The 15824-nt window shown below is 32.9% G+C and carries 17 protein-coding genes; 14 read left to right on the top strand and 3 right to left on the bottom strand.

Features of this window, described 5'->3' with window-relative positions; translation table 11 throughout:
• Positions 1–442 precede the first annotated feature (442 nt).
• The 8 genes from DB891_RS09550 to DB891_RS17975 all read left to right on the top strand — a co-directional run bounded on the left by DB891_RS09550 (position 443) and on the right by DB891_RS17975 (position 6948).
• A complete protein-coding gene (locus DB891_RS09550; protein ID WP_116762917.1) occupies positions 443–1036 on the top strand; it encodes a hypothetical protein in 594 nt (197 codons plus the stop codon).
• Positions 1037–1212: 176 nt separating this feature from the next.
• The gene (locus DB891_RS09545) at positions 1213–1788 is read left to right on the top strand and encodes a DJ-1/PfpI family protein (protein ID WP_116762915.1); all 576 of its coding nucleotides are present in this window, start codon (positions 1213–1215) and stop codon (positions 1786–1788) included.
• A gap of 157 nt (positions 1789–1945) precedes the next feature.
• The gene (locus tag DB891_RS09540) at positions 1946–2452 is read left to right on the top strand and encodes a GNAT family N-acetyltransferase (RefSeq protein WP_116762913.1); all 507 of its coding nucleotides are present in this window, start codon (positions 1946–1948) and stop codon (positions 2450–2452) included.
• 52 nt (positions 2453–2504) lie between these two features.
• Positions 2505–2969 carry an Mpo1 family 2-hydroxy fatty acid dioxygenase gene (locus DB891_RS09535; RefSeq protein ID WP_116762911.1) on the top strand — a complete coding sequence of 155 codons (465 nt, stop codon included), beginning with the start codon at positions 2505–2507 and terminating at the stop codon, positions 2967–2969.
• Between the two features lie 269 nt (positions 2970–3238).
• Positions 3239–3766 carry a hypothetical protein gene (locus DB891_RS09530; protein ID WP_116762909.1) on the top strand — a complete coding sequence of 176 codons (528 nt, stop codon included), beginning with the start codon at positions 3239–3241 and terminating at the stop codon, positions 3764–3766.
• 756 nt (positions 3767–4522) lie between these two features.
• A complete protein-coding gene (locus DB891_RS09525; protein ID WP_223256083.1) occupies positions 4523–5494 on the top strand; it encodes an NmrA/HSCARG family protein in 972 nt (323 codons plus the stop codon).
• A gap of 277 nt (positions 5495–5771) precedes the next feature.
• Positions 5772–6782 (top strand): metal-dependent hydrolase, encoded by a 1011-nt coding sequence (locus DB891_RS09520; protein WP_116762907.1) that lies wholly within the window; start codon positions 5772–5774, stop codon positions 6780–6782.
• A gap of 40 nt (positions 6783–6822) precedes the next feature.
• A complete protein-coding gene (locus tag DB891_RS17975) occupies positions 6823–6948 on the top strand; it encodes a cation-transporting P-type ATPase (RefSeq protein WP_116762905.1) in 126 nt (41 codons plus the stop codon).
• Positions 6949–6962: 14 nt separating this feature from the next.
• Here the strand turns inward: DB891_RS17975 and DB891_RS09510 are convergent, their stop codons facing one another.
• The 3 genes from DB891_RS09510 to DB891_RS09500 form a co-directional block, all read right to left on the bottom strand.
• Positions 6963–8639 carry an adenylate/guanylate cyclase domain-containing protein gene (locus tag DB891_RS09510; protein WP_223256082.1) on the bottom strand — a complete coding sequence of 559 codons (1677 nt, stop codon included), beginning with the start codon at positions 8637–8639 and terminating at the stop codon, positions 6963–6965.
• Between the two features lie 145 nt (positions 8640–8784).
• Positions 8785–9237, bottom strand: a complete 453-nt coding sequence (locus DB891_RS09505; RefSeq protein ID WP_116762901.1) for a hypothetical protein — start codon at positions 9235–9237, stop codon at positions 8785–8787.
• 170 nt (positions 9238–9407) lie between these two features.
• The gene (locus DB891_RS09500; RefSeq protein ID WP_116762899.1) at positions 9408–9860 is read right to left on the bottom strand and encodes a hypothetical protein; all 453 of its coding nucleotides are present in this window, start codon (positions 9858–9860) and stop codon (positions 9408–9410) included.
• Positions 9861–10224: 364 nt separating this feature from the next.
• Between DB891_RS09500 and DB891_RS09495 the strand changes: the two genes are divergently transcribed.
• From DB891_RS09495 to DB891_RS09470, 6 genes are all read left to right on the top strand, one after another.
• Positions 10225–11112, top strand: coding sequence for a YitT family protein (locus DB891_RS09495; RefSeq protein ID WP_116762897.1), 888 nt, complete (start codon positions 10225–10227; stop codon positions 11110–11112).
• 3 nt (positions 11113–11115) lie between these two features.
• Positions 11116–11715: an HD domain-containing protein gene (locus DB891_RS09490; RefSeq protein WP_116762895.1), complete on the top strand. Its 600-nt coding sequence runs from the start codon at positions 11116–11118 to the stop codon at positions 11713–11715.
• Positions 11716–12086: 371 nt separating this feature from the next.
• The gene (locus tag DB891_RS09485; RefSeq protein WP_116762893.1) at positions 12087–13040 is read left to right on the top strand and encodes a Fic family protein; all 954 of its coding nucleotides are present in this window, start codon (positions 12087–12089) and stop codon (positions 13038–13040) included.
• 179 nt (positions 13041–13219) lie between these two features.
• Positions 13220–14047 carry a prolipoprotein diacylglyceryl transferase gene (gene lgt / locus DB891_RS09480; RefSeq protein WP_116762891.1) on the top strand — a complete coding sequence of 276 codons (828 nt, stop codon included), beginning with the start codon at positions 13220–13222 and terminating at the stop codon, positions 14045–14047.
• A 107-nt stretch (positions 14048–14154) separates the two neighbouring features.
• On the top strand, positions 14155–14784 hold the full coding sequence (locus DB891_RS09475) for an outer membrane beta-barrel protein (RefSeq protein ID WP_189337129.1): 630 nt from the start codon (positions 14155–14157) through the stop codon (positions 14782–14784).
• A 288-nt stretch (positions 14785–15072) separates the two neighbouring features.
• Entirely contained in the window at positions 15073–15498 is a 426-nt protein-coding gene (locus DB891_RS09470) for a DUF3995 domain-containing protein (protein WP_116762889.1), read from the top strand.
• The last annotated feature ends 326 nt before the right edge of the window (positions 15499–15824 follow it).

Here is a 15824-nt window from a genome sequence, read left to right as displayed (position 1 = left end):
CGCCAGTTCGCTATCGCACAATACCATTAAGTTAACAATTAATAATCAAAACCACCCCGCCCCTTGGGCACCCCTCCAAAGGAGGGGAATTCACACGACTCCCCTCCTTTGGAGGAGTGCCTGAAAGGCGAGGTGTTTTTTTATACCCATTTCAAGCAAAGTCTTCATGTTAAACTCTTTTTCTACCAATGACATTATTTTAAACACATAAAAACATAGATTTTATAAGATTGCGTTGGGTCGTTTTACTTTTCATAGTTTACATAAGCTATGTTAAAAAAGATATTTTCTTTGCACCTTTGTGTCTTTGCGAGATTTTTTTTAAAACAACAATTCCTTTAGTTCAGTTTTGCAATCAGAATTGAAGAGTAAATAACAAACTCCAAATTCAGCGTTGCATTATTAAAAATCCTAAATTTGTAATAAACCAACAAATCCCATTATGAAAAATCTCATAACACTCCTATTCATTACAGCATTGGCATTGACTTCTTGCAAAAAAGAAACTGAAACTAAAGAAAATGCCATTCCTAAAGTAGTAGTTCCATTTTATCAAGTTGCCAATCAGCAACAAAATCAAACGTTAGCAACTCCACAACCAAGCCAAGGTCAAAGTCTGTACCCTGCAGCATCGGCTCAGAACACAACAACTCAAACACAAACAGTTGCAGCTCCAGTAAAAGTTCCAAAGGGAATGAATCCTTCCCACGGTCAACCGGGACATCGTTGCGACATTGCTGTAGGAGCGCCATTAAACACTGCAGTAGCGACAAGTAAACCTACTTCAACGCAAGTGGTTGCCCAACCAAACGTAACCGTTACTCCATCTGTAACTTCAACAACTCCTACTCCAAAAGGAATGAATCCTCCTCATGGTCAGCCTGGACATCGTTGTGATATTCCGGTTGGATCACCATTAAATTCTCCGGTTGCAGCCGACAAAACTGTAACTCCACAAGTGGTTCCAAATTATATCGTTTCCCCTCCTGCAACTAACGAGACTCCAACTCCTGCTGTAGTTCCACCTACTCAATAAGAAACCAACCAATTCTCAAGAATTAAACACAAGTTATAATTCGAATAATCAAATCAATATATACCTTTTTTTCTTAAATTTATAGGAACCAAAATCAGATTCTACTTAACCCAGAAGTTTGTAGAATTCTGATTTTTTAATTTTTTTTAACCTCTATTAATTTAAAAATTGAAGAAATGAAAAAAGTATTGTTCTTGACCGGTGACTTCACCGAAGATTATGAAACTATGGTTCCGTTCCAGATGTTAGAAATGGTAGGCTATACTGTTCATACCGTTTGCCCCAACAAAAAAAAGGGAGACACTATAAAAACCGCTATTCATGATTTTGAAGGAGATCAAACCTATACTGAAAAACCTGGGCACAACTTTGCGTTGAATTATAGTTTTGATGACGTAAAAGTGGGCGACTATGACGGATTGGTCATTGCAGGAGGAAGAGCCCCAGAATATCTGAGATTGAACGAAAAAGTCATTGAAATGGTCCAACATTTTTTTTCCACCGATAAACCAGTTGCCGCCATATGTCACGGTATCCAAATTTTAACTGCCGCTGATGTTGTAAAAGGGCGAAAACTTACCGCTTATCCAACTGTAGGTCCAGAAGTGATATTGGCCGGTGGAGAGTTTCAATCCATTCCTGTTGATGGAGCATTTGTAGATGGAAACCTTGTTACCTCGCCTGCTTGGCCTGCGCATCCTAGTTTTATAAGAGAATTTCTGAAAATTATGGGTTCAAAAATTGAAATTTGAAATGTATACCGAGTAATCTCTTCGAATAAAAAGAATAAAAGAGTCGGTTTAAATAACAACATATAAGAACTACAACGCAAGGTCATTTTGTTGTAGTTTTTTTTATCTTTGAATGGTACTATTAAACATTCAAAATACCTGATTAAAATTACCCTGCATGATTACAATAGCAACACTAGAAGACGTTTCGGTTTTAGAAAAATTAATTAATTCTGCCTACCGTGGAGAAACTTCCAAGCGAGGATGGACTACTGAAGCCCATTTATTAGAAGGTAAAAGAATTACTGAAGATGAATTAGCTGAGATCATTCAAAACAAAGAAAATACAATTCTTAAATTTACAAATAACGATACGATTATCGGTTGTGTATTACTCGTTAATAAAGGAAAAAAACTCTATTTGGGAATGCTAACCGTTTCGCCTGAATTGCAAAATAGCGGCATTGGAAAAAAATTATTGCAAGAAGCAGAAGTTCATGCTTCGGCATTAGGCTTACCAAAAATTGTCATGACCGTTATCTCTATTCGGAAGGAATTGATCGATTGGTATAACCGTCACGGCTATTTAGACACTGGAGTTAGAGAACCTTTCCCTCTCAACGATACGGATGCTATAATTGCAAACCAGCCATTGGAATTCATTGTATTGGAAAAAATAATTTAACACTTTTAATCTAGTTGCATATTATTTCATAAATTAGAAAAAAATATCTCTCATGAAAACATTAGATCAATGGTTTGAAGAATATGCAGTCAGTCATCAAAATCCAAAAAACAAAGCCATACATTACATTTGTGTACCCGCTATTTTCTTTTCGATCGTAGGTTTATTAATGAGTATCCCGAGTACTTTTTTGAGTAACCTATTGCACCTCAACCAACCCATAATAGAAAATTGGGCAGCGGTTGTTTTGATTTTTGTACTGATATTTTACATCCGATTGTCAGTTCCTATGGCAATTAAAATAGCTGTTTTTTCAATTTTATGTTTAGTTATTAATTTTCACATCGGGCAATTCGTGCCCCTTTGGGCTTTCTCAATTGGTATTTTCGTTATTGCTTGGATTGGACAATTCTATGGTCACAATATAGAAGGCAAAAAACCATCATTTCTTAAAGACATACAATTCTTGATGATTGGTCCAGCCTGGGTTGTACAAAATTTATTTTCTAAAAAATAAAGGGATTATAGAATGCAGAATAGCATTTAAAGACAATATCAAAACTGCTTTCAAACTTTACGAAAAAGCCACTCTAATATGAATGTTAAATGGCTTTTTTTGTTTTTTATTGTGTTGAATGAATCCTGGTTAATTAGAAGAAGATTTTCGGCATCTAATAAATGCCTATTTTTACGCAATTAACAAAGTCCTTTACAAGAAATTTAAATCCGACGAAATAAAAATCAGCTTTTTATGACGCCACATTTTTGAATCCAAGCCATTTTAATATGAAAAAACACACCTTCCTTCTTATTTCATTGATCACAGTTTTTGCCTCATTTGCCCAAAACAAAGATACAAATGCCTTTTTTGTCCGTCAAGACACAATTTCCTTAAAAGCTTCGGAATGCGCTTGGATTATCAAGCCACTTGAAAAAGACAATTCAGTATCATCGTCCGAAACCGGAAATTCAATTCCACAACTCCTTTTGCAAGCAATTGAAAAAGGAAAATTAAAAGCTTTTGACAGTTGGACTGACAAACCGATTCCGGCTAAGGAAATCTATACTTGGCAAATGCGAATTGACACAATAGACGTTTCTGGTGATAGTGGCAATCCTAAATTTGGTGTAGTACAAAAAATACGCACCGCCAATGATATACCCCGGATAAGAGTTTGCCAAGATTGGTATTTTGATCTTGAAGACAACAAACTGTTTACCCGCATAAAATGGATCGAATTTATGGAATTTGATCCCTATAGCTTTAATATGGAAAACCGAGACATTGTCCCTTTTTGCCGAATCTATTATTAATTAAAAACCCTTTTCAGCGGTATCCATCCCCCTTTACAAATGAATATCTGAATCTTTCATTAAATCGGTTTTTCTAAAAAAATTACTTGCATTAATTTAAATGGTAATTCGGAAACCAGAGGTGTCGCAACGTTATTTACAACACACACCATCACGGATTTTTCTGCCCGAGCACAGCAAACTGCCGAAATTATCCATTCCCCCAATGTTAAGAACAAAAACCACAACGAAAGGCTGTTTTGTTGTGACTTTTTCCTATTATGTATAGACAAATGAATAATAAGGGCATTCAATATCAATCTACAAATAAAGAACTGCCTCACTCCTATTCGTGTGATCGCTTCTTTTCTATGGAAATAAAAACCCACAATGACTTGAGACAATCTCACTTTACTGCAAAATACTAATCTATCGGGGCAATAAAAATAAACAATAGCTACTCATAAAAATACAAGTTGCTAAAAACCAATTAATTAAATTTTTATTTTTATCTTTATATCCCTAAAAAACCAACTTTAGTTTAACAAATAATGTAAAAACAGTTCATTTCTTTCTGTATTTATTACAAAACATAGTCTGTAAACAAATTGAATTAAACATAAAAGGCAAACACGATAAACGTCAAAAAATAGCTTAATCCTACCTAACGGTTCTACTTGACGGACAAAAATATAAAAGTGGAGATCAGAAATCACTATAAAAACGGGGCGACACCGAAAAGCCTTATGAGTAGATAAAAATTAAACACCAATCAAAATGGAAAGTAAACCAATCAAAGTGGAAAGTAAAAAGATAATTACCGTATTTGGTGCGACTGGCGCCCAAGGTGGTGGACTGGCTAGAGCTATTTTGGCCGATAAAAACAGTGCATTTGCAGTAAGAGTTGTCACTAGAAATGCTAATTCTGAAAAATCAAAAACATTCGCACAATTAGGCGCAGAAGTTGTCGAAGCCAATATAGATGATGTAAAAAGTATCAAAAAGGCTTTAGAGGGCGCATATGGAGCTTACTTTGTTACCTTTTTCTGGGAACATTTTTCAGTTGAAAAAGAACAACAAGAGGTAAAGAATTTTATTGAAACTGCTCTAGAATCACATTTGCAACACATTATTTGGTCAACACTAGAAGACACCAGAAATTGGATGAAATTGGATGATGACAGAATGCCGACTCTAAACGGCAAATACAAAGTACCTCACTTTGACGGAAAAGGAGAAGCTGATCATTTCTTTACAGAGGCTGGCTTACCAACCACTTTTTTGAGAACTTCTTTTTACTGGGACAATTTTATTCATTTTGGTATGGGTCCTAAAAAAGGAGAGGATGGTAATTACTACATCACATTCCCTATGGATGACAAAAAATTGGCAGCGATAGCAGCCGAAGATATCGGAAAATGTGCTTATGGAATATTCAAAAAAGGAAAAGAATTAATTGGAAAAACGGTTGGTATTGCAGGCGAAAAGTTAAACGGAAACGAAATGGCTACCAAACTTTCGAACGTCTTAGGCAAAAATGTAATTTTTAACCCCGTAACCCCAGAAGCGTATCGCAATTTTGGATTTCCAGGTGCAGAAGATTTGGGAAATATGTTTCAGTTTAAAAGAGATTTTAACGATGATTTTAATGGGGCGCGCAATGAAACTTTTGCAAAGGAATTAAATCCTGAATTGCAAGACTTTGATAAATGGCTTTCCGTAAATGCTTCCAAAATTCCCATAGAATAAAAAATAAACAGCAATAAAAAGCAATGATTCTATTTAAAATATAAAACGGATAAAATTCAAATAAATAGAATGCTTTAATTAAAGTAAAGCAATAATACTTTTTTTAAACTATAGCATACTTTAATTAAAGTAAAGCTATAATAGTGTTTCGTCAATAAAAAGTCGTATTAATTCATTTATACGAAAGCTTTTTAACTTGTCCACATAGAAAAACAAATACGTTTATTATGGAAAAAGAGCGTTAGAAAAAACAGTACAAAACAATAACCAATCGAATATGGATACAGTATCACATATAGTCTTGGGAGCTGCTATAGGCGAAGCAATACTGGGAGAAAAAGCAGGCAGAAGAGCCATGCTTTATGGAGCTTTGGCAGGTAATCTTCCGGACATTGATGTGTTTGGAATATTTTTTCTTAGTGACTCCCAACAATTGCTGTTTCATCGTGGTATTACACATTCTTTATTCTTTGCTGCACTAATTTCTGTTCTATTGGGCTGGCTTTCCAAAAGAGGATTTAGGGATGACTCAATTAACTGGATCAATTGGGCATGGTTGTTCTTTGCAGCAATACTATCCCATCTTTTATTGGATTCTTTTACCTGTTACGGCTTGGGATTATTTGAGCCTTTTGACAATTACAGACTATCCTTTGACACCATTTTTGTTGCCGACCCAATGTATACTTTACCTTTTTTATTGTGTATGATATTAGCATTTAAAGCAAAAAACGGTTCACCTCAACGAAAAAAATGGAATAAAACCGGTTTATGGATTAGTTCCTTCTATTTAATTTTTGCAATACTAACTCATGAGTATGCTCAACATATAATGGAACAATCCCTTAAAGAGCAAAAATTAGCATCGGATCATTTTACGGTAACCCCAACTCCACTTAATACTTTCCTGTGGATGGGGTATTCACAGGATAAAGACGGTACTTGGATAGGGTATTACTCTATTTTTGACAAGAAAAAAAAAGTAGATTATTACAGGCTGCAACGAAATGATTCATTGTTACTTCCCTTTGCAAAGGACAAAGCAGTGCAGCATCTAAAACAACTTTCAAAAGGTAACTATATCGTTACTAAGGAAGATTCTATCGTATATTTTAATGACATACGATTTGGTCAAGTTAGTGGATGGGACAAAGCAGATGGGCCTTTTGCCTTTAAATACAACCTCAACAAAAATGCGCACAACAAAAGAGCATTGAATAGAACCAAATACGAAGTGTCTACTTATTCTTTATTTATATCATTACTGAAACGTATTAAAGGGAAGTGATTTACTAAATGCCCCCTCTGTCGTATCAAAACAAAAACACATGAACTGGCATTTGCTTCCATTAACAGAAATCGCCCAATTATTAAATTCTTCCTCTAAGGGTCTCGATAGCATTACGGCTTCTGAACTGCTATTAGAATATGGAAAACACATTAAAAGAAATTGAAATAAAAAATGGTATTAATTCTTTGTATCGTTTACAAAATACATTTTCATCATTCCCCTATTTTTAACATCAACTTCTCCCCTGCACTCGCAATCAAAGTCGTTTTTAATCAATGCATAAGTATTTTCGGAAATATTGATTTTTCCGGGAACCGAATTAGATTCCATACGGGAAGCTATGTTTACGGTATCTCCCCAAATATCATAAACAAATTTCTTCGTCCCTACAACTCCCGCCACCACAGGACCTGTGTTGATGCCAATTCGGACTTTAAAACGGATTTTATTGAAGGGATTATTATCATTGGAAAAAGTAACAAATTCTAAAATCTCTTTTGCGGCAAGAAGCATTTTATAAGCATGATCTTCGGTAGGAAAAGGCAAACCTCCTGCGCACATATAGGAATCTCCTACTGTTTTTATTTTTTCTAAATCATACTTTTCAATGATCGAATCAAATTTAGAAAAATAATAATCGATACTTTCTACTAATTTTTCTGGTGCCAAATTTTCGGCATACTGTGTAAAGCCCTCAAAATCGGTAAATAGCACCGTTACCGACTCGAATTTTTTCGCCTCTACTTTACCGCTTTCTTTCAATTCAAAAGCGGTTTCTTCAGGAAGAATATTAAATAACAATTCATCGGATCTTTTCCGTTCTGATTCTATAATTAGATTCGTTTTTTTTATGAATCGATACCTTCTGAATAAACCAACAGCCAATAGAAAAACAAGAACTAAAGAAATAATAGAAGCAATTGCAATAATTTTTTGGTTCCTTTTTTCCTGGTACATTAAATCAACTTCCGCCTGTTTTTGTGAAACTTCAAAATTAGTTCGCAAATCTGCCATTTTTTGTACCGCTTCAAGGTTCTTTACACTGTCCCGATAAGTAATATGATTTTTATAATAGGCAAACGCTTCTTTGGGATTTCCGGATTTTTGATACAGTTCTGAAATTTTAAGATTCGATGTACTGATCTGGTCTTTTAACCCTCTATTTTGGGCTAGTTCTAAACTTTTTTTAGCGTAGGCAAGAGCTTTAATCCAATCATTCCTTTTTAAATAAATATCAGACATATAGGTTAGATAATCCGAAATGGCGTAATAATCCTCCAGCTTCTCCAGAATACTAATCGCTTCACTGATCTTCTTCATTGCCAAATCATCCTTCCCTTGTCTCGCATAAACCATACCCGTATTCCCGATAGTGTAGGCTGTACCAATCAAATAATCTTCTTTTTGGAATATGGTTCCAGCTTCATTAAAATAGTTTAAAGCCTGAGCGAATTTATAAATCTTCGAATACTCTTCACCTGCATTTAATAAAACCGTAGCCAATCCGAGAAAATCATCTGTCTTTCTAAATAATTGAATTGATTTATTGTAATAAAGTGTTGCATTTTTTGAGTTTCCCAAGATGGAATACACATCAGCAATGCACATATAAGAAGCTCCTTCTCCTGCTAAATATCTAGCTTTTACAGCTGCTGCAATACTTTTAAAATAGGCTTCCAAAGCTTGGTTTAAATCTCCGGAAAGTCTGTTTTTATTCCCTTTTTGATTGTAACCTCTAAATAAATACAAATAGTTTTTTTCAGATTTTGCCAAAGCGATAAGCTCTTCTGCATATTTCAAAGATAACTCTCGATTATTAACTTCATTAAAAGATAAATTCCTTAGCAATTCCATTTTATCAGAATTAGTAAGTTTATCTTTTTTATAAATTTTCACAAGGCTATCAGCAACTTTTTGATCTTGAGCAAAAACACTTAGGTTCTGCAAAAAGAAAAATAAAGTCAGAAGTCTAAAAAATAGCTGAATGACCTAAATACTATCATGAGTTACCAAGTAATTTGGGATCTATATGAAAAGAATAGGAAGATGAATCATGATTATGACTACTGAAATTTATGGAGTAAACATCAATTTTTCCAATCAACTTTTTATTATTTTTAACCTTTGCATTGACTTCTCCGTTCTTGCCTCCACTTCCATTGATAACCGTTTCGTCAAAAAAATCTTCATCATTAGGATCTTTCGTTTTAGGCTCATAAGTAATGCAGTCTATGGCAATACTATACCCATTATCTTTTGTTTTACCTTTCCATTTTACCTCTTTATCCAAGTACACCTGAGATGTAAAATCATCTATGGTTCCGTTTGGAGAATTCCCATTATTATTATCTTCTAACTTACATGCATTTTCGACTTCTTTCTGAGTTGGGTCTTTCATGGCATAAAGACTACTGGCATCAACAATCAACTTAATTTCGACATTTTTGGACATAGTAAATTTATTTAAAGGTTAATTATCAACTTTGCTATAACCTAGATTGAAATAAAAAATTTACGGGTCGATTTGGGGACAATAAATGAATTAAAAAAGAACACCTTTTTTAATCGTTAAAAAATAGAATGTGGACAAGAAAATTACAACTCAGATAAATTTGCGCTCTTTTAAGTATTGGACAGTAACTTTGGGTCAATCAAATAGGATTTTGATTGATCATTATAATGCACACTAAACCCAATTTTATAAATATTATGGGTGTTTGCCATCTCTAATTGGTCTTTTACTGTGGCTATAACATTACTGGATTTACCACCTGTACCCAGAATGGTAATATCATCATCCAGAAAATACTTGTCATTGGGATCGTTTAAGTCAAAATCATAAACAATTTTATCAATTGCAACAGAGTAGCCTTTATCAGTGGTTTCACCTACCCATTCTATCTTTTTGCCAAGATAAACATTCGATAAAAAATCTTGCACTTTTCCATTTTCAGAAATTCCATCATTATCATCAGACAAAATACATTTATCATGTATTTCATCCTGAGACGGATTATTCATTTGATAGAGACTGCTAGCATCTACAGTCAAAACTATCTGCACATTTTTGCCCATCCAACTTCTAAATTAAGATTAATAAATAATAGTTTTTCAAAACCAAAATTTCAGAAAAAACAAAGGAAGTAACAGTTTAATTGACAAGGGGATTTGCTAAAAATAAGCAAGATCAAATATAGTGATTTATTGCAATCCTTTTAAACAAAAACAAATATAGAACACTAATAAACAACATATTACATCTAAAAACAACACCAAAAAGAGAAAACAAAAATTAAATCAGAATTTCAAAGTAATATAGTAGTCTAAAAGATCTATTTTTCTTAAATTTACATACCTATCTAACTGTATTTGAACATCAAATACAACTTAACCTATCCTTAATTCAATATAAAACTGATTCAATTAAACCCGATTCATTATGAATAGCGGAGAACAATCAATAGACTGGAAAGAAATTTTCCATTTTAAAAACATAATCCTCAATTTAGTTGGTGTTGCTTTCATTACTTTGGCATTAAAGGGTTTCATGTTACCTAATAAATTCTTAGATGGAGGCGTTATCGGAATTTCTATACTCATTCATGAAATCACTCATATTCCCTTTGGAATATTAGTGTTCGTTTTAAATATTCCTTTTTTATTTATCGGAAAAAAAATACTGGGCAAAACATTTGCCTTACAAAGTTTGATAACGCTCCTGATGATTTCGGTGAGTATGACCTTTATTAGCATTGATGCCGTGACATCAGATCGGTTGCTGATCGCTTTGTTTGGTGGCTGTTTAATCGGAATGGGAATGGGTTTTGTTATTCGGAGTGGTTCAGCAGCAGATGGTATAGAAATCCTTGCATTACTTACCACCCGCAAAATTGGTCTCAATGTGTCTGAAGTCATTTTTGGTATCAACTCCTTGCTGTTTCTTGGTGCCGCTTGGTCATTTGGCATAGGAACTGCCTTATATTCGATAGTTACTTATTTTGCTGCCATAAAATCGCTTGACTATATTGCTCATGGCATAGAACAGTACACTTCGTTGCATATCATTTCGTCTAAAAGCGAAGAAATAAAATTCTTGATTGTAAATAAATTCAGAAAAGGAATCACCGTTATCAAAGGAGAACGAGGCTATTTGCCGGATACATTCCACATAAAAACCGAATGTGATATTATAATCACAGTAGTAACACGATTAGAGCTCCTTAGAATAAAAGAAGAAGTAAGTCAATTAGATCCAAATGCCTTTATGTACATTCAATACATCAAAGAAGCAAGAGGTGGAATTTTAAGAAATAAATCTAAGCATTGAAACATGAAAAACTGGGATTTACTATGTCATACCATAATTGGTGTTTTAATAGAAAAACTAGCTCCTTTTCTAACATATCATGACTGGAAACATACAGAACATGTTATAAAAATGGCCGAATACATAGCGCAACAGGAACAAACACCAGAAGATGATATTCTACTCATTAAGACAGCTGCATTGTTTCATGACGCTGGTTTCATTAATAGTCCAAGCGAGGGACATGAAGACGAAAGCATTCGGATGGCAAAAATAAAGTTACCCGAATTTGGCTATACAAAACACGAAATCGAAATCATTTCCGGAATGATTCAGGCCACTTCGATTCCACAAAATCCAAAAACAAAATTAGAATGCATTCTTGCAGATGCCGATCTCGAGTATCTGGGAACAGACTGTTTCAAATACATGACCAACAGATTGTTTCAGGAAATGAAATATATAAACCCCGATTTAAGCGTGGAAGAATGGAACGAGATACAAATTCATTTTCTGCAATCACATTCCTATCATACCCCCTATTGCATTCAAAACAGAACTCCCGAAAAAGAAAAGAATCTCGAGTTACTTATTCAACAAAGAAACAGTTCCGGTAAATTGTAACGTACGATTTTCCAAAGTTATCTTTTGGGCGTAACCGCCACTAGAAAAAAGGGCAACTTTTAGCACCGCTTATACGCCCTTTCTTCTAGTGGCGGTCGGGCTATTGCCGTTACTTCGGTAACTTGGCGCTATCCCTTACGCGTTCACAAGATCTTTAGGGAAAACGAGGGGGAATTTGTTTTTTTCAAGACCGAAAGTGTTCAGAAGTCACTAAACAATTACGGTTATTTATAAGTATTTTTTTATTATTTTTGGAAATAATAAAATAAGGCAAACGGGGGTTTGTTTCGTAATATATACGAGTTGGCAACAATAATTTTGGACGACTGCAGAAAAAATGCTACTTTTGATAATATCAAATGATAGTATCAATGAAACCACCATACGACATAACGCTTAAAATTTTAAAATTGATAAGTTCCATTTCCGAAAAAATTGGAGAAGTAAATGCTAATTATCTAAATAAGCAATCTCCACAACTTCGTAAACAAAATAGAATCAAAACTATACACTCATCTTTACAGATTGAAGGTAATACATTAACCGAGGAACAAATTACTGCATTGATTGAAAACAAAAGAGTAATTGGTCCAAAAAAAGATGTCTTAGAAGTATTAAATGCAATTATGGTTTATGACAAACTTGAAGAATATAAGTTTTCATCTGATAAAAGCTTTTTAAAAGCACATCTTGAGTTAATGAATGGTCTAATTGAGAGTGCAGGAAAATATAGAAAACAAGGTGTTGGGATAGTTAAAGGAACAAAAGTAGAACACATTGCCCCTCCTCATGAAAATGTTCCGCATCTTATGAAAGACTTATTTGAATATCTTAAAGACTCTGATGAATTGACATTAATAAAAAGTTGTGTTTTTCATTATGAAATGGAATTCATACATCCTTTTTTAGATGGCAATGGAAGAATGGGAAGATTATGGCAAACTTTAATTTTAATGTCTGAATATCCAATTTTTGAATTTTTGCCATTTGAAACATTAATTAGCCAAACCCAAAATGATTATTATAAATCTTTGTCGTTAAGTGATAAATCAGGAAAATCAACATATTTCATAGAATACATGCTTGATGTAATTGATAAATCTTTAGGCAATTTACTTAATTACAATAATAGAATTTTAAAAGACTTAGACAGATTAGAATACTTTCAAAAACTTGGCATAAAAGAATTTACTAGAAAAGATTATATGAATATTTTCAAAGACCTTTCTTCTGCAACTGCTAGTAGAGATTTGAAAAAGGGAATCGAATTTAACATGTTTGAAAGTGTTGGAAATCTGAACAAAACGAAATACATTGTGAAATAATTACTGTTGCTAACAGCTAGTAAGCAATAGTCGGGAATTAGGCTGAGTTTAAAGATTGTTTTATACTTGGTCAACTAGTGATTATCCGAAATAATAGCTTGACTTAGCCCGACCATCGCCTACTAGCCAAACGTTGTTGGCTAGTTTGCCAAAAGACGCAGAAAAAAAATAAAAAAATTATGATTGGATTATACATAAATTGGAATTTTGACTCTGAAATAATTAACATATTAGGTTTTCCATTAAAATATTATGGCCTTTTATTTGCTTGTGGTTTACTTTTATGTATGTACATTCTAAAAGGAATTTTTAAAAGAGAAAACTTAAATGATAATGCACACGAAGCATTATTAATTTACGGAATAATTGGAATATTTGTAGGTGCAAGACTTGGGCATTGTTTGTTTTATGATTTTGATTACTATTCAAAAAATCTATTAGAAATAATTTTGCCTATTAAGAAAACTCTAAACGGAGAATTCAAGTTTATTGGATATGCAGGATTAGCAAGTCACGGAGGAACAATTGGATTAATTTGTTCACTTTATCTATATTCAAAAAAATACAAAATAAAATATTTAAAAATTCTTGACTTAATAGCTATTGTTGCACCACTGGGAGCAACATTTATAAGGTTAGCTAATTTAATGAATTCTGAAATGATTGGTAATCCAACTTCAATGCCTTGGGCATTTGTTTTTAAACGTGTTGACAATATACCAAGACATCCATCTCAACTTTATGAAGCAATTTCATATTTAGCAATATTCATTATAGTTTTCGCAACTTACAAAAGTAAAAACTTAAAATTAGGAAATGGTTTTTACTTTGGATTATCTATAACTTTAATATTCATAATGAGAATTTTAATAGAATTTCTTAAAATAAATCAAGTAGATTTTGAAAAAGGAATGAGTTTAAATATGGGACAATTATTAAGTATCCCTTTTGTAATATTGGGATTATACTTTATATTTTTAAACTTCCAAAAAACTGAAACTAAATAAAAAACCAGCCACCAACACTTGCTAAAAAAGAACGTTAATGGAAACCCACCGCAAAAATGAACAGAAAAATTAAATATAAAATATTAATTATTTTCGCATTGAGTTTGTTGTCTAATAAAATAATTTCACAAACAAAAGAAATTATAAATCCGAAAGGAATGTGGTTTTTTGGTGCAGAAATCGGAATGAACAAAATTAGTTCTTTTTCAAATGGAGAATCCAAAAGTTCTTTTCAATGCGGTATTTTATCTGAATATTATTTTGCAAGATACTGGAGCTTGTCTGGAAGAATTAAATATTTTGAAACGGGTGTCTCATTTTATAAACCAAATACTCACAGTGGTAGTTGGTTTGATTTAGGTTCGGATGAATATTTTGGAAGTTTTAACGGTGCTGTAATTTCAATACCACTTGACGTAAAATGGAATTTCAGAATCTTTAAAAATTTAGGAGGAAATTTAAAACTTGGATATGCATATAACATTGAAACTAAAAGCAATTATAGTAATTACTCGGAAAATTTAAAAACAGATTACTCAAAACAATATGGAAGTGTTAATGCCGGTTTTGGTTTTAACTATTTTATAAATAAAAATATAGCGATATATTTAGATGCCGAATTTTATAGTGGTACAACTAAAGGATATAGTGATGGGCTTTTAGGAAGAAATTCATATAATACAGAAAACAACTTAATAAATTTTGGAATTAAATACAATTTCAAAAAAGACAAATAGATAAAATAGAGTGGCTATCCCTCGCTCAGTGTTAAGCGAAGTCTCCAGACTTCGCCACACATGCTGAGCACACAATACAAATCCACAATCAAAAACTACAAAGTAATAATCTAATCATTTTGTAGTTTTTTTAACTCTATAAATAACATAAAATTCAAAAGACATTCACGGAAAATATCGAGAGCCTTTTCAGCTGCGTTAGGTGTTTGGTTTTGTAATACGATTATAAAACAGCTACCAAAATCAGCCAATAAAAAACAAATAATTCTTTTTATAATTTAGACTACTATGAATACGGCAATCACAATCATTCTATTTTTAATTTTTCTATTCATTTCGGCAATTCATTTTTATTGGGCTTTTGGTGGTACTTGGGGAAGTGATTCGGTATTGCCTACAAAAGAAAATAGAGTAAAAGCATTAAATCCGAGTATTTTGTCAACAGTAATAGTTGCATTTGGGGTATTGAGTTTTGGACTATTTATTTTAGTCAAATCAGGTATTTTAGCATTTAATTTGCCCAATTGGTTAAACCAATATGGACTTTCGATAATTGCCGGGATTTTCATAATACGAGCCATTGGGGATTTCAATTATGTCGGCTTTTTCAAAAAAATAAAACAAACAAAATTCGGAAAAAGCGACACGAAATACTTTTCACCTTTATGTTTGCTAATAGGAATATTGACACTAATTTTAGCACTAAGCATGTAAAAGCTTCTGCTAATAAACCTGCGAAAAATACGATACTTGGTCAAACATATTCTTGAATGAAGACCATTTAAAAAGATTTGTAGGTAATACAAACGATGATTTTTTTTACAATTATTATGACTATCAACGACTGACTAGTACCATTTATTAGAATAAATCAATTATTGAATAATACTATAAAAATTGAGCAATACTGCTGAATTGACACGAACAAAATGGTCCGATCCTGATCAAACTTACGGGCTATTGTAATTTTTGGACTCAATAAAAAGTCACTTTTGTATTTTAAAATTTAGTGCTAACCGAAAAATAAATGGTATTTTAGC

This window comes from Flavobacterium laiguense (assembly GCF_003097655.1).
Taxonomy (GTDB): domain Bacteria; phylum Bacteroidota; class Bacteroidia; order Flavobacteriales; family Flavobacteriaceae; genus Flavobacterium; species Flavobacterium laiguense.
This window is presented reverse-complemented; position numbering and strand designations above follow the sequence as displayed.